This window comes from Paraburkholderia sp. RL18-085-BIA-A, from assembly GCF_046027075.1.
Classification (GTDB): Bacteria; Pseudomonadota; Gammaproteobacteria; order Burkholderiales; family Burkholderiaceae; genus Paraburkholderia.
The window spans coordinates 23,291-44,176 of record NZ_JARESU010000039.1 but is presented as its reverse complement, the minus strand read 5'-3'; the positions used below and the strand labels follow the sequence as shown (position 1 = coordinate 44,176).

Annotated in this window: 16 protein-coding genes; 5 read left to right on the top strand and 11 right to left on the bottom strand. The window is 64.3% G+C overall.

What is annotated here, in order from left to right; all coding sequences use genetic code 11:
• The first annotated feature begins 2 nt into the window (after positions 1-2).
• The 3 genes from P0D89_RS24765 to P0D89_RS24755 are packed head-to-tail and all read left to right on the top strand — an operon-like array spanning position 3 to position 5,922.
• Positions 3-1,109: an efflux RND transporter periplasmic adaptor subunit gene (locus P0D89_RS24765; protein WP_408362291.1), complete on the top strand. Its 1,107-nt coding sequence runs from the start codon at positions 3-5 to the stop codon at positions 1,107-1,109.
• The gene (locus P0D89_RS24760) at positions 1,106-4,360 is read left to right on the top strand and encodes an efflux RND transporter permease subunit (RefSeq protein WP_408362260.1); all 3,255 of its coding nucleotides are present in this window, start codon (positions 1,106-1,108) and stop codon (positions 4,358-4,360) included. The genes P0D89_RS24765 and P0D89_RS24760 overlap by 4 nt, the downstream gene beginning before the upstream one ends.
• A gap of 2 nt (positions 4,361-4,362) precedes the next feature.
• On the top strand, positions 4,363-5,922 hold the full coding sequence (locus tag P0D89_RS24755; RefSeq protein WP_408362261.1) for an efflux transporter outer membrane subunit: 1,560 nt from the start codon (positions 4,363-4,365) through the stop codon (positions 5,920-5,922).
• 34 nt (positions 5,923-5,956) lie between these two features.
• On the opposite strand, the gene P0D89_RS24750 is transcribed toward P0D89_RS24755, so the two are convergent.
• Positions 5,957-6,745 carry a class I SAM-dependent methyltransferase gene (locus tag P0D89_RS24750; RefSeq protein ID WP_408362262.1) on the bottom strand — a complete coding sequence of 263 codons (789 nt, stop codon included), beginning with the start codon at positions 6,743-6,745 and terminating at the stop codon, positions 5,957-5,959.
• Positions 6,746-7,142: 397 nt separating this feature from the next.
• Between P0D89_RS24750 and P0D89_RS24745 the strand changes: the two genes are divergently transcribed.
• Both P0D89_RS24745 and P0D89_RS24740 read left to right on the top strand, forming a co-directional pair.
• Entirely contained in the window at positions 7,143-7,772 is a 630-nt protein-coding gene (locus tag P0D89_RS24745; protein WP_408362263.1) for an HD domain-containing protein, read from the top strand.
• 412 nt (positions 7,773-8,184) lie between these two features.
• Entirely contained in the window at positions 8,185-9,285 is a 1,101-nt protein-coding gene (locus P0D89_RS24740) for an extracellular catalytic domain type 2 short-chain-length polyhydroxyalkanoate depolymerase (protein WP_408362264.1), read from the top strand.
• Between the two features lie 235 nt (positions 9,286-9,520).
• Here P0D89_RS24740 and P0D89_RS24735 read toward each other — a convergent pair whose 3' ends face one another.
• The 10 genes from P0D89_RS24735 to P0D89_RS24690 all read right to left on the bottom strand — a co-directional run bounded on the left by P0D89_RS24735 (position 9,521) and on the right by P0D89_RS24690 (position 20,874).
• Positions 9,521-11,050, bottom strand: coding sequence for an ABC transporter substrate-binding protein (locus P0D89_RS24735; RefSeq protein ID WP_408362292.1), 1,530 nt, complete (start codon positions 11,048-11,050; stop codon positions 9,521-9,523).
• A 214-nt stretch (positions 11,051-11,264) separates the two neighbouring features.
• Positions 11,265-11,396, bottom strand: a complete 132-nt coding sequence (locus P0D89_RS24730; protein ID WP_408377393.1) for a hypothetical protein — start codon at positions 11,394-11,396, stop codon at positions 11,265-11,267.
• A 57-nt stretch (positions 11,397-11,453) separates the two neighbouring features.
• A complete protein-coding gene (locus tag P0D89_RS24725) occupies positions 11,454-11,885 on the bottom strand; it encodes a helix-turn-helix transcriptional regulator (protein ID WP_408362265.1) in 432 nt (143 codons plus the stop codon).
• 11 nt (positions 11,886-11,896) lie between these two features.
• Positions 11,897-13,051 carry an NAD(P)/FAD-dependent oxidoreductase gene (locus P0D89_RS24720; RefSeq protein ID WP_408362266.1) on the bottom strand — a complete coding sequence of 385 codons (1,155 nt, stop codon included), beginning with the start codon at positions 13,049-13,051 and terminating at the stop codon, positions 11,897-11,899.
• Positions 13,048-14,460, bottom strand: coding sequence for an FAD/NAD(P)-dependent oxidoreductase (locus tag P0D89_RS24715; RefSeq protein ID WP_408377391.1), 1,413 nt, complete (start codon positions 14,458-14,460; stop codon positions 13,048-13,050). Before P0D89_RS24715 ends, P0D89_RS24720 begins: the two co-directional genes overlap by 4 nt.
• The gene (locus tag P0D89_RS24710; RefSeq protein WP_408362268.1) at positions 14,442-14,750 is read right to left on the bottom strand and encodes a (2Fe-2S)-binding protein; all 309 of its coding nucleotides are present in this window, start codon (positions 14,748-14,750) and stop codon (positions 14,442-14,444) included. The genes P0D89_RS24715 and P0D89_RS24710 overlap by 19 nt, the downstream gene beginning before the upstream one ends.
• Before the next feature lie 94 nt (positions 14,751-14,844).
• Entirely contained in the window at positions 14,845-16,122 is a 1,278-nt protein-coding gene (locus tag P0D89_RS24705; RefSeq protein WP_408362293.1) for an NAD(P)/FAD-dependent oxidoreductase, read from the bottom strand.
• A 110-nt stretch (positions 16,123-16,232) separates the two neighbouring features.
• Positions 16,233-16,901, bottom strand: a complete 669-nt coding sequence (locus tag P0D89_RS24700; protein ID WP_408362269.1) for a haloacid dehalogenase type II — start codon at positions 16,899-16,901, stop codon at positions 16,233-16,235.
• Between the two features lie 377 nt (positions 16,902-17,278).
• On the bottom strand, positions 17,279-18,760 hold the full coding sequence (locus tag P0D89_RS24695; protein WP_408362270.1) for an aldehyde dehydrogenase family protein: 1,482 nt from the start codon (positions 18,758-18,760) through the stop codon (positions 17,279-17,281).
• Between the two features lie 98 nt (positions 18,761-18,858).
• The gene (locus tag P0D89_RS24690) at positions 18,859-20,874 is read right to left on the bottom strand and encodes a hydantoinase B/oxoprolinase family protein (RefSeq protein WP_408362271.1); all 2,016 of its coding nucleotides are present in this window, start codon (positions 20,872-20,874) and stop codon (positions 18,859-18,861) included.
• Positions 20,875-20,886: the final 12 nt, after the last annotated feature.

Below are 20,886 nucleotides of genomic sequence, written 5' to 3'. Positions count from 1 at the left end.
GCATGCGCTGGCGCGGGATCATGCTGACGGTGTCGGGCGCGCTCGCGCTCGCCGCCTGTCACGCGAAACAGGCCGAGGTGACGCCGCCGCGCCCGGTCATCGCCGTGGTCGTGCACCGGGACAGCAAGCCCGTTCTCGCGACGCTGCCGGGCGAAGTCAACGCACGCTATGCGACGCCGCTGTCGTTTCGCATCGCAGGCAAACTGATCGAGCGGAACGTACGTCTCGGCGATACGGTCACGGCCGGCCAGGTCATCGCGCGGCTCGATCCCGACGACGCGCAACGGAGCCTCGCGAGCGCGCAGGCTCAATTGATGGCGGCGCAGCATCGGCTCGGCTTCGCCGAGCAGCAACTCGATCGCGACCGGGCGCAGGCACAGGAACAGCTGATCGCGACGGCGCAGCTGGAGCAAACGCAGGACGCGTATGTGGCAGCCGTCGCGCAGCGCGATCAGGCGCTGCAGCAGTTCGCGTTGCTGAAGAATCAGACCGAATACACGGTCCTCGCGGCGGACCATGCAGGCGTCATTACCGCCGAAGACGCCGATACCGGGCAGAATGTCGCGGCGGGACAAGCGGTCTACCATCTCGCGTGGTCAGGCACGATCGACATCCTCTGCGACGTGCCCGAGAGCCTGCTGCAGGCGCTGGCGGTCGGCAGCGCGGCCAGTGTCTCGCTGCCGGCCGTCACGGGCCGACGCTTCACCGCCCACGTCCGGGAGCTGTCGCCGGCTGCAGATCCCGGTAGTCGAACCTATCGCGCGAAACTGACGCTCGATGCGCCAGGCCCCGAGGTCCGCCTCGGCATGACGGCCACCGTCACCTTCGCCGACGCGGCAGGCGAGGCGCAAGCGGACGATCCGATCACGCTGCCCGCCACCGCGCTCTTTCACGAAGGCAACGCGCCGGCCGTCTGGGTCGTTCGGCCCGGCGACCATGCGCTGGAGCTGCGCCGGGTCCAGCTCGGCCGCTACGACGACCACACCATCTCAATCTCGCGAGGCCTCAACGACGGCGAGCGCGTCGTGCTGCAAGGCGTGCACACCGTCAGCGCCGGCGAGACCGTGCGCGCGGTCGCGCCGTTGCATCCCGAGGACTTCGCATCATGAGAGGGCTGTTCAGCCAGGGGTCCGGCGGACCGGGTGGCCCCGGTGGAGCGGGTGGGCCGCGGCGCCCGGCAGCGGACGATACGGGCCGCTTCAATCTGTCCGCGTGGGCGATTCGTAACCAGGCGCTCGTCATCTTCGCCGTCGTGCTTGCGACGTTGTTCGGCGTGCTCGCCTATTCCCGGCTCGGACAATCCGAGGACCCGCCGTTCACGTTCCGCGCGATGGTGATCCGGACCTTCTGGCCCGGCGCAACCGCGCGCCAGGTAGAGGAGCAGGTAACCGACCGGATTGGCCGCAAGCTACAGGAAACGCCTGATCTCGACTATCTGCGCAGCTACTCGCGTCCCGGCGAATCGCTGATTGTCTTCACGATGAAAGACTCTGCGCCGGTGAACCAGGTGCGCGAGACATGGTACCAGGTGCGCAAGAAAGTGGCCGACATCGCGGATACGCTTCCGCCTGGCGTGCGGGGGCCGTACTTCGACGACGAGTTTGGCGACGTCTACACGAACATCTATACGCTCGCGGGCGACGGGTTCTCGCCGGCCCAATTGCACGACTATGCCGACGAACTTCGCAGCGTACTGCTGCGCGTGCCCGGCGTCGCGAAAGTCGATTATTTCGGCGACCCCGACGAGCACATCACGATCGAGATTCCCAACGCGCAATTGACGCGGCTCAGCATCACCCCGCAACAGCTCGCACAGGCGATCAATGCGCAAAACGCGGTCACGCCGAGCGGCACGCTAGCCACCGCGTTCGACCGCGTGTACGTGCGTCCGAGCGGCCAGTTCACCGACTTGAAGGCGATGGCCGACACGCTGATCAACATCAACCACCACCTGGTTCGTCTCGGAGACATTGCAACGATCAGGCGCGGCTACGACGATCCGCCGGTCTCGCAGGTTCGCACCGACGGTCGCGCCGTGCTCGCGATCGGCATCACGATGCAGGCTGGCGGCGATGTGATTCAGCTTGGCAAGCTGCTCGACGCGCAGACCGCCGAATTGCGTGCGCGTCTGCCTGCGGGGCTCGAACTCGATGAGGTGTCGAGCATGCCGCACGCGGTCTCGCATTCGGTCAACGCCTTTCTGGAGGCCGCCGCCGAAGCCATCGCGATCGTGCTGGCCGTGAGCCTCATCTCGCTGGGCTGGCGCGCCGGCGTGGTGGTTGCGATCTCGATCCCGGTCGTACTCGCGGTCACTGCGCTATGCATGGATGGGTTCGACATCGGCTTGCACAAGATCTCGCTCGGCACGCTCGTCCTCACGCTGGGCCTGCTCGTCGACGATGCGATCATCGCGGTCGAGATGATGGCCGTGAAGCTCGAGCAGGGATGGAGCCGCGCAAGGGCTGCGGCGTTCGCCTACAGCAGTACCGCGTTTCCGATGCTGACGGGGACCTTGGTCACGGTGGCGGGATTCTTGCCGATCGCGTTGGCAAAATCGGCCACCGGCGAATACACGCGCTCGATTTTTCAGGTGTCCGCAATTGCGCTGATCGCTTCGTGGTTCGCGGCAGTCGTGCTGATTCCGTTGCTCGGCTATCACCTGCTGCCCGAGCGCAAGCGCACCGCACGCGAGCCTGCTGGGCACGGTGTCTGGCACGCGCTTCGCAAGATCCGCCGGCCCGACGACGCGCCGCCGGGGCCGGCCCCGGCGGCGGCGCTCCGCGCCACCCGCTTTCATAGCCGCCTGCGTGACTGCATCGCGTGGTGCGTGAAGCGGCGCCTCGTCGTGCTCGGCGTCACGGCTGCGCTATTCGTTGCCTCACTGGCCGGCTTTGCGCTCGTGCCGCAACAGTTCTTCCCCAGCTCCGAGCGGCCCGAACTGCTCGTAGACATGCGGCTGCCCGAAGGTGCGTCGTTCGAAGCGACGCTGCGCGAAGCAGCGCGCCTCGAAAAGACGCTCGCCGGCCGGCCCGAGATCGATCATCTGGTCGACTTCGTCGGAGCGGGCGCACCCCGGTTCTATCTGCCGCTCGACGTCCAACTGACCCAGCCCAACTTCGCGCAGTTCGTGATCACCGCAAAGTCCGTCGACGAGCGCACGAAGCTTGAGCGCTGGCTCGCGAGCACGCTGCGAAACAGCTTTCCCGCCGTGCGTGCACGCGTTTCGCCACTCGAGACGGGTCCCTCGGTCGGCTATCCGGTGCAGTTTCGCGTAAGCGGAAGCGACCTCGGCACCGTGCGAGAGATTGCAGAAAAAGTCGCGGCGACGATGAAAGCCGATGACCGCACGACGGGCGTCCATTTTGACTGGGACGAACCCGGCGAACGCTCGGTGCGCTTCGAGATCGACCAGCAGAAGGCGCGCGGGCAGGGCGTCACGTCAGAAGATGTGGCGAGCTTCCTCGCGATGACGTTGTCGGGCTACACCTTCACGCATTACCGGGTCCGCGACAGGTTGATCGGCGTCGACCTGCGCGCGCCCCAGCGAGAGCGGGTCAACCCCGACGAGATCGTGAACCTCGCGATGCCGACGCCGAACGGCTCCGTTCCGCTCGGCGCGCTCGGACACCTGAACAACGAGCTCGAATACGCTGTGATCTGGGACCGCGACCGTCAACCGACGATCACGGTCCAGTCCGACGTGCGCGGCAACGCGTTGGACATCGACGTGATCCAGGCGATCGATCGGACGCTGGAGCCGCTGCGCGCGTCGCTGCCGATCGGCTACCGGATCGAGACCGGCGGCGCGGGCGAGATCAGCGGCAAGGCGCAGGCGTCGGTGATCGCGCAGCTTCCGCTGATGCTGGTCGTGGTGCTGACGCTGCTGATGATTCAACTGCGCAGCTTCGCGCGCGTGCTGATGGTCGTGCTCACTGCGCCGCTGGGGCTCATCGGCGTGGTCGGCGCGCTGCTGCTGTTCGGCAAGCCGTTCGGCTTCGTCGCGATGCTCGGCGTCATTGCGATGTCCGGCATCATCATGCGCAACTCGGTCATTCTCGTCGATCAGATCGAACGCAATATCGCCGCGGGCCACGCGCGCGTCGATGCGATCGTTGGCGCAACGGTCCGGCGCTTCCGCCCGATCATGCTGACCGCCGCGGCAGCGGTGCTCGCCCTGATCCCGCTGCTGCGTTCGGCCTTCTTCGGACCGATGGCGACCGCACTGATGGGCGGCATTACGTGCGCCACCGTGCTGACAGTGTTCTTCGTGCCCGCGCTATACGCGACGGCGTTCAAAGTACGGCACGGCGAACGCGGTGTGCAAACCGCGACCCCGACAGTCGGATATACGTGGAGTTGATCGTGGCCACAGACTGCAACCCCGTTGTCGGGCCGGCGCTGGCGAGCGCGACGCATTGCGCCGGCGCGCCGGGTCGAGCGCGCGCAGCGGCGATCAATGGTTGGCGCGCGGCGTTCAGTGCGGCCGCAGCAATCGCACTTGGCGCATGCTCGTTCGGTCCGAGTGGCCAGCCGCCTGCGATGCCCTCTCCCGCCCATTACGGCGTCGAGCCCCTGCCCGCGCAAACGGTCGCGGCGCTCGGTGTCGCGCAGCGCTTCGCCCCCGGCGCGCAGCCGGCGCCGCAATGGTGGCGGCTGTTCGGCTCGACAGAGTTGAATGCCCTCGTCGAAGAAGGCTTGCGCAACAGCCCGACGCTCGCGGCCACCGACAAGCGCCTGGCCGCGGCCCACGAACAACTGCGGGCCCAGCTCGGCAGCTCGCTGCTGCCGTCGGTCGATCTGGTCGCGCAGGCGTCGCGCGGGCGCGATCCTGGCATTCCGGTTCCCGGTGGCCCAAATACGCTGCTTTACAACCAGTTTGTCGGCGTAGTCCAGGCGCAATATACGTTCGACCTGTTCGGCGCGGTGCGCAAGGCCAACGCGGCCCAGTCCGCGCGTGTCGACATCGAAGCGTATCAACGCGAATCCGCGCGGCGCGCACTGGCCACCAACATCGTCACGGCGACGATCGAGGCGGCGATGTTGCGCGCCGAGATCGATGCGAACGAGCGATTGATCGCGCTTGCGGGCGATCAGGCTCACGATACCGAACGGCATTACCAACTTGGATCGCTGCCGCACGCCGACGTGTTGACTGCACGGCAAAGCATGGCCACGCTTGCGGTCAGCGTGGCCGAGCTGCGACAACGGCTGACCGTGACAAGGCATGCGCTTGCGGTGCTGCTTGGCCGCACGCCTGACGCGGCGCCGCCCGAGCCCGATCTGGCGAGCCTCCACTTGCCGCAGGACCTGCCCGTCGTGCTGCCATCCGACCTGTTGCGCGCGCGGCCCGATATCGAGGCTGCCGAGGCGGCGCTGAAAGCCGCCGCAGCCGACGTCGGCGTCGCAACGGCACAGCTGTTTCCGAGCCTGTCGCTGTCCGCATCGATGGGGCAAGGCGGGTTCAGCTGGCCGCTCGCGCTGTCGGGCGCCGGCGCGATCTGGGGCATCGGCGCGACGATTTCGCAAGCGCTTTTTCATGGCGGCGCGCTCGTCGCACAGCGGCGCGCGGCAATCGACGCCTACGAGGCCGCCGTATTCCAGTACAAGCAGACCGTGCTGGCGGCGTTCGAAAACGTCGCGGACACGCTCGCGTCGCTCGAACACGACGCGCAGGCACTCGAGGCCGCGAGCGTCGCTACCCGTGCTGCACGCGAGGCGTTCGATGAAGTCACGTCACGCCACCGGCTCGGCGCGCTGCCCGCTTCATCCGCCCGCGGCGGCGAGCAGCAGTACGAGGCTGCGAGGCTCGAAGAAATCCGCCTGATCGGCCAGCGCCTGACCGATACGGCGACGCTGTTTCAGGCGATGGGCGAGTTGCCGGTTGGCAGCAACGAGACGCCTGACCATCTGGCCGGCAAGTGATCAGCCCGCTGCTCCCGCCGGCGCCCGATTGCGTTCAGCGTGCGGGGCCGCGGGGAACGCCGACAAGGTAAGTGAGACCGAGCGGCGATCCGTGCACCGGCTGCGTGCCGATGTCCCATTCGAAGCTCTGCTCGTCCGGGATACTCGCCACCAGTTCGCGCAATTCGTCGGGATCGTAGATGCGCAGCATTGAAACAATGCCGTCAAACAGACATAGCAGCGGGATGGCCGGGAGGACATAGGTGAGCAATAGTCGCGACCAGCGAAACGGGCGGATCAGCGGAGTCAGCACGAGCATCATCAGCGGCATCAGCAGAATGAACACGATACCGAGCAGGCGGTGGTCGGCGCCCTCGACGACGACAATCGCCCGGCGCTTCATCACCGCGTCGGCAAGGATTGCCCGCGCATCGTGCGGCCGAAAATGGTGGAAAGCATTGAACATCGTGCGCACACCGTCGAATCTCGATGGCACATCCATCGCATCCACCGGTTCGCTTACATAAGTGACGCGGCCGGTTGACCCGGCAGATACCCGCTCGTGCGCGGCGCGGTTGGGATAGAAGTCTGTCAACTGCACCGTCACGCAACCGGACTGCGCGAGCAACGGTGCAAGCGTCTGCCACGGGCCGCCGCCGCCCGAGCAGAGATCGACGATCCGGTCGCTGCCGGCCCGCCGCATCGCGTCGCGCAGCTTGACCGCGATGACGTTGAATCCCTTGTGGGCATTGGCCAGAAAGTGCAGCCAGTCGGTAGCGCCGTCACGGACGGCCCGTGGGCACCACGGCTCGTCTTCGATTTCGAGCAAATGCAGGCGTCGCATGATCACGCGGGCAACCGAGGTAACTGAAGACCGGCATGTTCCATAACGCCCCCTTGCAATGTGAAACCAGCTGGGCGGAGCAGGCCATCACGCTAAACACCACGCATGTCAGCATTTGTGATGCGGACTCTTCACCGAAGTCAAACGAGTCAACGCGTGGGCTTTTTAACGATGTCAGTCGACTATACGGCAAGCCATACTGTTCGGGAGACGAAATTCTCCACCGCTTACGGCGCCCGCAAAGGCGACCGGGTCGGCCGGGATCGACAACACAAACCTTGGCGATTCGAATATCTGGCAGTACGCTAGGAAGGCGCGTGATAGTTGGATCGGCGGTGCGCGGCGGTGCTGTTCGGTGGTGCGCGTTCAAGCGTGCAAGCGGAGGAAAGAGATGGCGATGAGCCCGATGGCAATGCGCTTCATCGCGCTGTGGTCTCGCAGCGGCGGCGTGGATGGCGAAGCCGTCTATGCGGACCTCGCGCGTCTTTATACCGAGCCGACACGTCATTATCACACGCTGCGCCATATCCACCGCTGCCTGAACAATCTCGATTCGACGCGTGACGCCGTTCCGCATCCCGACACTGTCGAACTGGCGCTGTGGTGCCACGATGTGATTTATGTTCCGGGGGCCGGCGACAACGAGCAGCGCAGCATCGAGTGGTTTCGACGCTGGGCGAATGGCCGCATCGCATCAGACGATCGCATCTGCGAAATGATTCTGGCGACCAGGCATACCACTGCGCCGACCCTAACCGATGACTGCTTTGTGGTCGACATCGACCTCGCAGTGCTCGGCGGCGAGCGTCAGTGCTTTTGTGAAGACGGGGCGCGGTTGCGGGCCGAGCGTCCCGACCTCGACGATCGCGCTTATGACGCTTATGAACGGAGGGTCCTCAGCAATTTTCTCGCCCGTCCTCGCATCTACTACACCGATCTATGTCACGCGCTCTGGGAAACACGCGCGCGTAACAATCTGCTGTGGCGGCTGGATCGTGAGTTGCCCTGGAACGTCCGGAGCGTCTGACCAGCTGTTGGCGCGAGCTCGCCGTAGGTGGTTTGCGCGGCTGGGGTTACGGCCAGTCCATTAGCTATGCGTACCAAGGCAACCCGGTTCCCATGATGTCGTATGGCGCGATTATTGGCTTGCCGATTGTCACGTTTTCGATTGGCGCTTTGGCTACTACCGGGACCGCCTGTTGATGCTGGCGCGACTACGCGTAAATCTCCGCGACCACGCTTCAAACGACCACCCGGTCGTCCGTTCTAGCGTTAAGCATTCGACTTCGCGAACGCGCCGCCACCCATCGACTCGTCGCATTCGCCCTTGGGAGCCAACAGCACGAGGCAAGTGCCGCCTCTAACAGCACATCCGAGGCGGGGTATCAATTTATCCGCAATGTGTCCGCAAGCAATGCAACAGAGTGCGAGGCCAGTCGGTGAAAATCCTCTACATATTTGCTACCACGTTGTCGATACTGTCAGCACGCTGTTACGGTGAGGCAACCAGCTATCCGCCTTTGCCGGCGCTCAACCTCGATATCTCGCAGACGTCAGTCTCCGGCCTGTCGTCGGGAGGGTTCATGGCGGTGCAACTGGCCGTCGCATACTCGTCGATCATCAAGGGTGTGGGCGTCGTCGCGGCCGGTCCGTACTATTGCTCGCAAAACAACCTTCTGATCGCCATGTCCCGGTGCTCGTGCACCATCCAGCCGGCGAGCGCGTGCCTGGTGTCGGCTGACAGTGCCGATGTGGCAAAGCTCGTCTCGGTGGCCAGGACACTATCGGCCAATCACATGATCGACGACGCCGCTGGTATCGCGAGTCAACGCATCGTCACGATCTCGGGGGCGCAAGATGCGACCGTGCCGTCGCCTGTCGTCACCCAGTTGCAGCAGTTCTATGCGGCGCTCGGCGTGCCGGCGCAGAACATGGCGCACTCCGAAATCAGCGACGCAGGCCACACCATGCCCACCGTCGACTATGGAGCGGCCTGCGCAAAAAGCGAATCGCCGTTCATCGGCAAATGCGATTTTGATGGCGCGAAGATGATACTGGGCTGGATCTACGGCCCTACTCCGGTCGCGCCGCCCGCTGCGGCGAAGCCACGGGGACGCTTCATCCGCTTCGATCAGAGCCGCTATCTGCCGGCGAACCGTCCAGCGAGCTTTTCCTGGACGACGGGGATGGACACCACCGGTTGGCTCTACGTCCCGAGCACTTGTGATGCCGGTGCCCCTTGCCGACTGCACGTTGCACTGCACGGTTGCGAGCAGGGTCAGGACTATGTCCCGCTCGACTCGCGGCCTGGCCTCTTCTTTGGCACCACATTCGTCCGGCACGCTGGCTATGCGCAATGGGCGGACAACAACCGGATCGTGGTGCTATATCCGCAGGCGGTATCGATTCCCGGACTCAACCCAAACGGATGTTGGGACTGGTGGGGTTACACCGACAGGCATTTCGCCGACCAGCAAGGCATTCAGATGCGCGCGATCAGGAACATGATCGAACAGTTGACGTCGGGCGCCCGACATTGATCGGCTGAAAGTACTGCTTGTGCGGCATCGGCAGTTCGATCGTTCACCTCTTTCCGCATCGCCCCTGGCTCTCACGTGGAGACGATGCGGACTAGTTGCCGCGCCCGGATGTATATGCACTGGTAGCGCACGCTGGGACTTTGCGCCCACAAGGTCCCATATCGGACGGTCTCCACGTCAGCCCGTACCGGCCGACGAGGTCGCGGATGCAAAGAGAAGTTGGTACCGTGATGCGCTACGCGCTCCACCACACGTTTTCCGCAAACGAAAACCCCATCATGCCGCCTGTCGGAATCGCGCCGAGTCCCTTCAGCCTTACGTCGTAACCATCGAGCAGACTCAGGAACGCAGGAATGCCAATTCCGCCTTCGTTGCTGACGATGGTCTGCATATCCGCATACATCTGCTTGCGTTTGGCATCGTTGGTCTCTGCGCGCGCGGCGAGCAGCAACTGGTCGAACTGCGCACTTTTCCAGCCCGACTCGTTCCACGGGGCATCGGACTTGAAAAACTGCGTGAACAACACATCAGCACTGGGACGCGGATTGATGCTGCCAAATCCGAGTGGATGCTTCATCCAGTGGTTCGACCAGTAACCATCGGTCGGAACCCGGTCCACCGTCAGGTTCACGCCTATCTTCTGCGCGCTTTGCTGCATCAGCACGGCCATTTCAATCGAGCCGTTAGCGGCGGTGGTGGCGAAGATCGGCGGAACCGCAGTACCCACGGCGCCGGCCTTCTGCAAATGAAACTTCGCGCGATCCAGGTCGTACGGCCGTTGCGGCAGTCCCGCGAAGAAGTATCGATGCGACGGTGGAATCGGCTGATCATTGCCGACCACGGCATAGCCGCGAAACACCGAACTCTTGATCTGCTCGCGGTCGAACAGGTATTTCATGCCTTGCACGAAATCCGGATTGCCGGTGAGCGGATTGTCGCGACGCATGATCAGATCCGTATATAAACCGGACTTCGTCTCCTGGATCGCGTAGCCGGGTGTCGAGGCGACGCGCTGCGTGGCGCGTGGATCGACGGCCGCGATCAGATGCACATCGCCGGACAGCAACGCGTTCACGCGTGCAGCATCGTCGCTGATGCCGATCAATTCCACTTCATCCAGATACGGCTTGCCCGGTCTCCAGTAGTTGGCGTTGCGTGCTCCGACGGTCGTGACGCCCGGCTTGAAGGTCTTGAGCTTGAAGGGCCCCGTACCCACCGCAGTGGAAAAATCGGTGACGCCGTTCTTGACGATCACGAGTTGTGGCGTTGCGAGGATCGACGGCAGGTCGGCGTTGGGCTGCGTGAGCGTGATCTGGATTTCGTTGGGACCGGTCGCCTTGATGTCGTCGAACTGATCGGCGACCGATTTCACTTTCGACCCTGTCGCCGGATTCTTGTGTCGCATCAACGAGTACACGACGTCGGCGGCATCGAGCGCCTTGCCGTCATGGAACGTCACGCCCTTGCGCAATTTGATGATCCAGACCTTCGCATCGCTGCTTGTGAACGACTCGGCCAGCGCGGGTTGCGGCGTCAGGCTGGCGTCGAACTGCGTGAGCCCACTATAGAACATGAAGAAGCGGATGTAATCGGTGCCGGTCGAGCCCTTGGCCGGATCGAGCGTGTCCGCGGTCGAGCTTGCGTCGTACGCAGCGCGAATCCTGCCGCCCTTCTTCGGCGTGTCGCCAAAGGCGCTCGACGCGCCCGCCAGCATCCCGCCCGCACCGGTGGCGAGCATGCCAGCCGCCGCCAATACCCGCATCATGTGACGACGGCTAAGGCCGCCCGGTTTGTTTTCGTCGCTCACGGTGCCTGCTCCTTGGTCCAAAGTGGAACAAATCCATTTCTAGGCTGCGGTGGTCGGGCTGCGTCGATGTCTGGCGCCATGCACGTCAAGGCCGCCAGGCCCGTCGAGGCCCCTGTGATAGCGACGCGCACGTGAAGCAGAAAGCGCGCGGGCTAGATGGATTTAAGCATCGTCAAATTAAAGAAAGATCCCGATAATGCCGCGCATACAGGCGGCGCACGTGGTTTTGGTGGCGCTCTTCAGCATAAATAGCTGCGCGCTCTGCGAGCGCGGGTCGGCGGCCGACTATCTGCAGCGCTTGCACGACGACTCCGTCTGCACTAACTCGCGCGCGATCCTCTGGTACGACCCCTTCGCTTCGTCAGGCCGAAGGACCCACGACGTAATCGCCCGGCGTCACGCCGACAGTCCGCCTGAAGTGGCGGCCCAGATGACTTTGATCGAAGAACCCGACTTCAGTCGCCACGACGGATGGCGGCGTCCCGTGCCGCAGCAAGCGTTGCGCATGCCGCACGCGCACGAGGCAGAGATAGCGGTGCGGCGAGATACCCACTTCCTGCCTGAACAGCGTCGCAAAGCGTGAAACGCTCAGTCCGGCGAGCGCGGCGAGCATCGCAAGGCTCACGGGCTGCGCGAAAGACGTTTCTATAAACGCGACCGCCCGCTCGACGGCGCGTGAAGTCGTACGCCGCAGATCGGACGTGGCGGTCGAAGCCGGTCCCGGAACAAGCGGCGCAAACACCATCGGGGTAGCCGGCAAATCTTCCGCCGCATAGTCGAGCTTCTTCGCCATGGACGCACCCGTCAGGCCTCGACCGGGACGGCGCTCGCCGTCGTGGCGAAACGCTGGATCGCGAACGGATCGATCGGCGTACTGGTCGCGCCCGTGTCGATCAGTTCGGCCATCACGTCGCCGACGCCCGGCCCCAACTGGAAGCCGTGCCCGCAAAAGCCGAACGCGTAATACAGCCCGTCGACCTTGCCACTGCGTCCCATGATCGGACGATCGTCGGGCATATAACCTTCGACGCCACTCCACACGCGAATGATGTTCAGCCGTGTCAACGCGGGTGCGAGTCGCGCCATCTGTCTGAATTGCAGCAACGTGCTTTCCGGCAACACTTTCGCGCGCCGTTCGTCGAGATAGGCAGGGCCGCGTGCACATCCGCCGATCACGATATTGCCGCGCTCCACCTGCCGGAAATACAGCACTTCCTCGATGAACGGCGACGACACGCCTACCACCGGACCGATCGCATAAGGAACCGGCTCGGTCACGGCCATTTGCGGACCGTGAATGGCAATCGGCACGGGCTCGCCGAATTGCGCACTCAACTGACTGCCCCACGCGCCTGCGGTAATCAGCAGGTTCGGCGCGCAGAAGGTGCGGCCATCGGTGCTGGTCGCGCGAAACAGATCACCGTCTTTCTCGACGGTGGCGATCTCGGTGTTCTCTTCGATGCGGGCTCCAGCGCGCGCCGCGGCGCGTCCGAAAGCGGGCGCGGCGAGACGCGGATTCGCATGACCGTCCTGCACCGAATGCGACGCGGACAGCACTTCATCCCCGAGAAACGGAAACTTCGCGCGCATCTGCGCGCCACGATACAGATCGAGCTTGAGCCCGTATTGCGCCGCTTCGCGCGCATAGATTTCGAACCCGTCGTCCTGTTCTTGCCGGTAGCAAACGCGAACATGACCGGACTTCAGAAATTCGGCGCTATGACCGATCAGTTCGGGCAACTTGCCCCAAATCTCGCGCGACCGGTTCGCAAGCGGCAATTGCGGCAGAAAGCGTCCTTGCCGACGCACGTTGCCGAAGTTCGTGCCGCTCGCCTGCTGACCGACAAGGCCGCGTTCGAGCAGCACCACCGAGCGGCCTCGCTGGCGCAAGAAAAACGCCGCGGCAACACCCATGAATCCGCCGCCGACAATCATCACATCCGCATCGATCCGGCTCATTTTCCCTCCGCTACCTCAGTGGGTTCAGGCGTCGTAACGCTCACCGGAATAGTCGAAATCGCAAACGGCTTGACCGGCGCCTGGCCGCGCAACCGGCCAACCTTGTCGAGCGGCACGCCGGCTGCGGCGGCAATGACTTCGGCTGCCGCATGGCCGCAATAACGCCCCTGGCAACGTCCCATGCCGACGCGGCTGAACGCCTTCGCGCGATTCGCTTCGCACGCGCCCTCTTCGAGCGTCACGCGGCGCAACTCGCCCACGCTAATGCCTTCGCAACGGCACACGATAGTGTCGTCCGACAAACGTGCGGCATGTTGCGCGGGCCACGGAAACGCGTCGGCGAGACCGGCGCGAAAGCGGTCCATCTTCGCACGCTCGCGCTTCAATGCGTCGACGCGCGCCGCATCGACCGGCCGACCGAGATCTTTCAATACCGCCAGTGCTGCGAGCGCGCCGGCCGCTTCCGCGCCGTCGGCGCCGAGCACGCGTACGCCATCGCCGGCGAGATAGACCGTCTTGACCGAACTACGACCCATGGCGTCGAGTTGCGGCAACCATTGATGCGTCGACGCATCGAACGTGAAAGCGCAACCGGCCAGATCTGCGAGTTGCGTCTCCGGACGCAGGTGATAGCCGAGCGCGACGGCGTCGCACGCGATCCGCTGCACGGTGCCACACGAATCCCGGTAACTGACGCCTTCGACGCCAAGCTGATCGTGACCGTGGATCTCCACGGGCTCGATGCCGCTGACGATCCTGACGCCGCTTTTCTTCAACGACTTCACCAGCGTCGCGCCCTTGCGCAACACGTCCGGCCGCGCAAGCAGCTTCGGCAACGCGCGCAGGCGCTTGCTGAACGGCGACGTATCGAGCACTGCCGCGACCTTCGCGCCCGCTTGCACGTACTGGTTCGCTACCAGATACAGCAGTGGCCCCGAACCCATGAACACCACGTTGCCGCCGATCGTGCAGGCCTGCGCCTTCAGCGCGATCTGCGACGCGCCAAGGCTGTATGTGCCGGCGAATTGCCAGCCTTTGACGGGCATCAAACGGTCGGTCGCGCCGGGGCAAAGAATCAACGCGTCGTACGCGTGGTCGCTCGCGAGGCCATCGCGGGCGGTATAGAGCTTGCCGCCCGAGATGTTCCAGGCCAGCGTTTCGGGCCAGTAATCGACTTTCGCGCGCAACGCTTCAAAGCTGTCGTGCAGACTTTTCGCACGCGCGGCTTCAGTGCCGTAGAGCTTGCTGTACGGACGCGAAAACTGGTCCGGCTGACGACGATAGATCTGTCCGCCGTCGCGCCGTCCTTCATCGACGATCATCGGGCGGATGCCCGCCGCAACGAGTGTTTCGGCGCAGCGCACGCCTGCCGGCCCCGCGCCGACCACGATCACACGAGGTTGGACCATGACACCTCCGGCTGGCGGGTGACGATATCGAGGTCCGCGTCGACCGTCGTGGTACAGGCGCGCAAGCGCTCGCCGTCGGTGGTCCAGACCCAACAGTCCTGACACGCGCCCATCAGGCAGAAACCGGAGCGCACTTCGGGACCGAACTCGGAATGGCGAACGTGATCGTTATTGCAGAGCATTGCGACCAGCAGCGTGTCGCCTTCAAGACCGGCGACCACTTCGCCGTCGACCCTGAACGACACGGCGCGGCGCCCCGTCTCGGCAAGCCGGACGAATCTCGACTTCATGCGCATGACTCCTGTTGCACGCCGCCAACGCGGCGTCGATCGAACGTGGAAATGGCGGCGAACGCCGTCGGCGTGTCTATCAAAAGCGGCCTCATCAATGCAGTATGTCCTGCACGCGGTAATACGCGCCGACCAGCGGCAGGAACCACGCATGGCCGAAATGCCCGGGTATCGCGGGCCATTCGAGTTCGCGCCACGGATTCACCGCAGCCGAACCGTACAGCACGTCGGCCATCACGCGGCCCATGTGGACCGACATCTGCACACCGTGACCGCTATAGCCCATCGAATAGAACAAGCCTTCGTGCTGGCCTGCGCGCGGCAGGCGGTCGGCGGTGATATCGACCAGACCGCCCCAGCAATAATCGAGGCGCACGTTGGCGAGTTCGGGAAAGTAGGCCGCCATACCGGCGCGCAAAATCTCGCCGCTCTTGCTATCGGACTTCGGGCTCGACATCGCGAACCGCGCCCGTCCGCCGAACAGCAGACGGTTGTCCGGCGTCACCCGAAAATAATTGCCGATATGCCGCGTCGTCACATACGCGCGGCGTGCCGGGAACAGACGATCGAGCTGGGCTATGGGCAAGGGCTCCGTCACGACGATAAAGCTGCCGACCGGCGCAATTCGGCGACGGAACCACTGGAACGGTCCCAATTGCGACGCGCCGGTCGCGACCAGCACGCGATCCGCGCGGATCGTGCCACGGTCCGACGTGATCTCGTATCGTTGGCCGTCGAGTTGCTTCATCTGCGTGACGGCGGCGTGTTCGAAAATCCGGGCGCCGTTGCGCACCGCCGCCTGCGCGAGTCCGACACCGAACTTGCCCATATGCATCTGCGCGCCGTTACGCTGCACCAGCCCGCCGAAGAAACCGTCCGAACCGATTTCGTCGCGAATCCGGTCCGGCGTGATCAGCTCGATGTTCTGATCGACCTCGCGACGCAACACCTCGTAGGTCTGCTGCAGGCCTGCGAAATGCTGCGGCTTCGCGGCGAGCTTGAGCTTGCCGGTCCGAACGAAATCGCAGTCGATGCTGTGCGTGCTGACAATCGAATCGACGGTCGCCACCGCGCTTTCATACGCACGATAGAACGCCTTCGCCTGCGGCGCGCCGATCTTCGCCGCCAGCGACGCGTAGTCGTGCGCGAGACCGGTGTTGCATTGACCACCGTTGCGACCCGACGCTTCGCCCGCAATCTGCCCGGCTTCGAGCACGACCACCTGAACGCCGCGCGACGCCAGTTCGAGCGCCGCCGACAAGCCCGTAAAACCGCCGCCGATCACGACCACGTCGGCACGTCCTTCCACCGGCCCTTCGCAGCCTTCGCGAAATGCAGGACGCGTGTCCAGCCAGTACGATTCGAGCTTCATCAGATCCTTTTCAGCGAGATTCACGTGTTACGCGGGACGCACGGCGCAGTTCGAGGCCGCGCGAAGCAGCTTCGAACCGTCTGACGTCATTCAACACCGCCCGAAGCCGTTCAAAGACCCACGACACCGGCGAGGCCGCCGATGTCCTTGATCTCGGTGTACCCGTAATACGGCGTGGACGGTTCGTGACCGCGCGAGACGAACACCTTGTTCCTGATGCCGATGTCGTTCGCCGACATCAGGTCATAACGCAAGCTCGACGATACATGCAGAATGTCTTCCGGAGCGCAGCCGAGGTTGTCCAGCATGTATTCGAACGCTTGCAGACGCGGCTTGTACGCCTGCGCCATCTGCGCGGTGAAGACCTTGTGAAACGGTGCGCCAAGCTTGTCGACGTTGCTCTGGATCTGATCGTTCGACGCGTTCGACAGGATCACCAGCGGGATTTCCTTCGCGACCTTCGACAGCCCTTCCGGCACGTCCGCATGCGGACCCCAGGTCGGCACGGCGTCGTAGAACTTCTGTGCTTCGGCATCGTTGTATTCGATGTTCCAGCGCTTCAGTGTGCGGCGCACCGCGTTCTTGACCACGTCCTGATACGGCTTCCATGCGCCGAGCACTTCGTCAAGACGATAGGCGGCGAAGTCCTTGACGAACTGTTCCATCTGCCCGGCCGGGACGCGGTCCGAGAACAGCTCGCGTGCCATGTCGCTCATCCGGAAGCGCGTCAGCGTGCCATAGCAGTCGAAGGTGATGTATTTGGGCTTGAAGCGGGTCATGTCTTTTTCCTGTGATCAGCGAAGAGTGAGCCGGGGCCGGGTAAGAAACCGGCGCGACCACGAGTCGTGCTCGCGCCATTGCAATCGGGTGTCGCGGCCTATCGTCGAAACGATACGCCAGCAGAACGCCGTGATGTTTCGCGCTGCGCGGCGTGGTCTGCTGAGACAAATTAAATCACCGCAAAAAAACCCGGTTGCCTTGTATTGCAAACCCCGAGGCACAGAATCCACCGTTTTTGGCGGCTTGCGCAGCACAACATGCGGCGTGTTTTCGACGCGGTTTTGCGCGTCCCGAAACGCACACGGCCGCGTCTGCGAGGACGCGGCCGTGAGGAGCGAGGCGGCCGTGGCGGCCGCTTCGACGATTGGTAGGGCCGCTATGCGCCGTCGGTGATATCGATCAGCACGCTCTTGAAACGCAGATTCGCTTCATAGGCCTGGCGTCCGAGATCCTTGCCGATGCCCGAGCTTTTGTAGCCGCCGGTAGGGATCACGAAATCGGCGGTGCGGCCGTAGCGGTTGATCCACACCGTGCCCGCTTCGATGCCGCGCATCATCCGTAGCGCGCGGCTCAGGTCCGAGGTATGGACGCCCGCCGCCAGCCCGTACTTTTCATGGGACGCGAGCGCGAGAGCTTCATCCTCCTCGTCGAAAGTCTGCACTGTCAGCACCGGTCCGAAAATTTCTTCGCGCACGGCTTCCGAATCCGCCGTCACGCCGGTCAGAATGGTCGGCGCGTAGAACGCGCCGTCGCCGTTCAGCGCAATGCGCGCGCCGCCCGTCGCCGCCTGTGCGCCGCTCTCCAGGGTGCGTTTGACGATGCCGTCGATCCGCTGCAACTGCGGCGACGAAATGATCGGCGGGAGCGTCGTGCCTGCTGCCCAGGTCGCGCCCGGCTTCAGCGCGGCGAATGCCGTCGAGATACCGTCGATCAGGTGCGCCGCCGCGCCGCGCTCGACGATCAGCCGCGAGCCGGCCACGCACACTTGTCCCGCGTTGCCCGCGATCGCCGCCGCCACGCGCCGCGCGACGCGGTCGAGATCCGGCGCGTCGGCGAACACGAGTTGCGGGCTCTTGCCGCCCAGTTCGAGCGTGACCGGCTTGGTGCCGGTCTGCGCGCACGCGCTCATGATTGCCGCGCCGGTCTGACTGGAGCCGGTGAACGTGACCTTCGAGATCTTCGGATGACGGCACAGCGCGTCGCCAGTCGTGCGTCCGTCGCCTTGCACGACGTTGAAGATGCCCGGTGGAATGCCCGCCTCGACCGCGAGTTCGGCCAGCCGCAACACGGAAAACGGCGTCAGTTCCGAAGGCTTCAGCACCACGGCATTACCCGCCGCCAACGCAGGGGCAACCTTCCACGATGCCATCACCAGTGGAAAATTCCATGGTGCGATCGCAGCGATCACGCCATACGGCTCAGCGACAGTCATGCCCAGATGATCGGATCGGGTCGCGGCAACCTCGCCGCCGATCCGGTCCGCGTACTCGCTGTAGAAACGGATGCCTTCCGCCGTGAACGGCACATCCCAGCGGGCGGCATCGGCGATCGGACGGGTCGAACCGAGCGCTTCGAGCGGCGCGAGCGTCTCGACATCGGCTTCGATCAGTTCCGCCCAGCGACGCATCACGCGCGCCCGCTCGCGCGGCGCACGACGCGCCCAATCGCTAGTCTTGAACGCGCGCCACGCGTCTTCCACCGCATGGTCGACGAGCGTTGCATCCGCTACCGGCAACGCCGCGTAAGCGATGCCGTCGGACGGCCGCGCGACGTCGATGACGCCCGCGCCCTCCAGATACTGTCCGCCGATGAAATGCGCACTGCGCACAGTGACGCGAGAAGGATCGAAGTTGTTCATCTTGGTCGTTTCAAAGGTCAGTCTGATGACAAGGGCGGCACCCTGCGAACGCGACCGCGCAGCAAAGGGCCCCCCGCTTTAAGCGCGGGCCACAAGGCTTAGTCCGCCGCAGTCAGTTGCGGATAGTTCGCAACAAGCTCCGCGAACAACGCGTGGACGATAGCCGGGCTGCCGTCCGCGCAAGCTTGTGGCTGCGCTGCGATCCGCGCATCCAGCGCCTCGAAAATCCGATGCTTGATGAAGTAGCGCCACTGCACCGGCACACCGGCCAGCAGCGACGTCAGCGCGGCGTACCGTTCGCGGGTCCACTTCGTTTCGAACGCATCGCGGTGTGCGCCAAACGAGAATGCGGGCGCAGCCTGACCTTCGAGCCGCGCGCGAGTTTCGTCGCGCAGATGCGCGGTTTGCGCGACGTCGAGTGCCAGTTGCTCGCCCGTCAGCACGACGCCGTACACGTCACGCGCCTCGTCGAGCGTGACGTAGCCGCGCAACACGTCTTCGCGGACCTTCTCCGCATCGCGATCGACAGGAAGGCCGTAACCGCCCGCACCTGCCCCGACCAGCCGGATCACGTCGCCCGGCGCGCAGACCACCAGATCGTTGTTGTCCAGTTCCTCGGCGTTCGGCATGCCGGGGTTGCGCGTGAAGCGCGCGTTCGCGCCCGCATGACCGCCGCGCACGCCCCACGACGCGAAGCGCGTCCGGTCCCGGTTGCGCGCCGTCACCAGTGTGTTCGGCGCGAACACCTTGAACTCCATCACGAGACCTTGTCCGCCGCGATACTGTCCGGCCCCGCCCGATCCCGGCGCGACGCCGTAGCGCGTAATGCGGATCGGCACTTCGGCCTCGTTGATTTCGACCGGCGTGTTGCGCAGGAACGCGTTGTTCGCGCCGGAGCCGTCTTCGCCGTCGTCCGACGGGCTGCCGCCCGCACCGCCGCCGATCGGTCCGATCGAGGCCATCACCGTCGCGCCATGCGGGTTCATCGTCTTGACGCTGAGAATCGACAGGCCGCCTGCCGGACACGCGGCGAGGCGGTCCGGCACCGCTTGCGCGAACGCGCCGAAGGTCAGCAGATGCAGCAGCTTGCAGGTCAGACTGCGCATGCCGACCGCAGCCGGCTTCACCGCATTGACGACCGTCCCTTCGGGCAAGATGCAACGCGCGACGCGCAACATGCCCGTGTTCAGCAGGATGTCCGGGTTAAGCGTGTACAGCACGTACACGAGGCCGACCAGCGCCAGCGCATGCCGCTCGCGTCCGCCGGTCGGCATGTTCAGCGACGACTGCAACTGCGGATCGCTGCCGGTGTAATCTATCTCGACCGACCCGTCCCGGATGCGCGCCGTCAGCGCGACGCGCATCGGCTTGCCGCGCACCGAGTCTTCGTCCGCATATTCCGCGAAGAAATAATCTCCATCTGGAATGCTGCGCAACACCGTGCGCGCCTGTTCTTCCGAGTAGTCGAGCAACGCGCCCATGCCGGCCTTGAAGCCGTCGATGCCGAAGCGTTCGACGATTTCAAGCACGCGGCGCTCGCCGGTATGCAGCGACGCCAGCTGCGCGCGAAAGTCGCCGAGATTCTGATCTGGCACGCGGACGTTGGCCGCCATGATCTTCAGGATCGATTCGTCGACGACGCCCGCCCGCACGATCTTGCACGGCGGGAAACGGATGCCTTCCTGTTCGATCTCGGTCAACGTGCGAGACAGCGACGCGGGCACCGCCCCGCCCATATCGGTATTGTGAATATGGCCGCCGACGAAACACACGATCTCGCCACCATGGAACACCGGTTTCCAGATCACGATATCGGGCGTATGCGTTGCGACAAAGCCGCTGTACGCGTCGTTCGTCATGCACACATCACCGGGCTCGTAGTCGTCGATCATCGCGATCACCGGGCTGTAATCGAGCCCGACATACCAGGTCGCGCCCAGCGTCTTCGGCGACGCGAAGGTAAGCCCTTCCGGCGTCGTGATCGCGCACGAGAAGTCCTCGGTTTCCTTGACGAACGTCGAGTGCGCGGTACGCACCAGCGTGTACGCCATACTCTCCGCCGCAGCCACGCAATAGTTCGCGAAAATCTGCAGCACAGCCTTGTCAAATTGCATTGCGATGCTCCG

Coding starts and splice junctions, on each gene's coding strand:
- P0D89_RS24760 (WP_408362260.1), top strand. CDS start 1,106: ATGAGAGGGCTGTTCAGCCAGGGGTCCGGCGGACCGGGTGGCCCCGGT.
- P0D89_RS24705 (WP_408362293.1), bottom strand. CDS start 16,122: ATGAAGCTCGAATCGTACTGGCTGGACACGCGTCCTGCATTTCGCGAA.
- P0D89_RS24725 (WP_408362265.1), bottom strand. CDS start 11,885: ATGGCGAAGAAGCTCGACTATGCGGCGGAAGATTTGCCGGCTACCCCG.
- P0D89_RS24695 (WP_408362270.1), bottom strand. CDS start 18,760: ATGAACAACTTCGATCCTTCTCGCGTCACTGTGCGCAGTGCGCATTTC.
- P0D89_RS24735 (WP_408362292.1), bottom strand. CDS start 11,050: ATGATGCGGGTATTGGCGGCGGCTGGCATGCTCGCCACCGGTGCGGGC.
- P0D89_RS24750 (WP_408362262.1), bottom strand. CDS start 6,745: ATGCGACGCCTGCATTTGCTCGAAATCGAAGACGAGCCGTGGTGCCCA.
- P0D89_RS24720 (WP_408362266.1), bottom strand. CDS start 13,051: ATGAGCCGGATCGATGCGGATGTGATGATTGTCGGCGGCGGATTCATG.
- P0D89_RS24690 (WP_408362271.1), bottom strand. CDS start 20,874: ATGCAATTTGACAAGGCTGTGCTGCAGATTTTCGCGAACTATTGCGTG.
- P0D89_RS24765 (WP_408362291.1), top strand. CDS start 3: ATGCGCTGGCGCGGGATCATGCTGACGGTGTCGGGCGCGCTCGCGCTC.
- P0D89_RS24710 (WP_408362268.1), bottom strand. CDS start 14,750: ATGAAGTCGAGATTCGTCCGGCTTGCCGAGACGGGGCGCCGCGCCGTG.
- P0D89_RS24700 (WP_408362269.1), bottom strand. CDS start 16,901: ATGACCCGCTTCAAGCCCAAATACATCACCTTCGACTGCTATGGCACG.
- P0D89_RS24715 (WP_408377391.1), bottom strand. CDS start 14,460: ATGGTCCAACCTCGTGTGATCGTGGTCGGCGCGGGGCCGGCAGGCGTG.
- P0D89_RS24745 (WP_408362263.1), top strand. CDS start 7,143: ATGAGCCCGATGGCAATGCGCTTCATCGCGCTGTGGTCTCGCAGCGGC.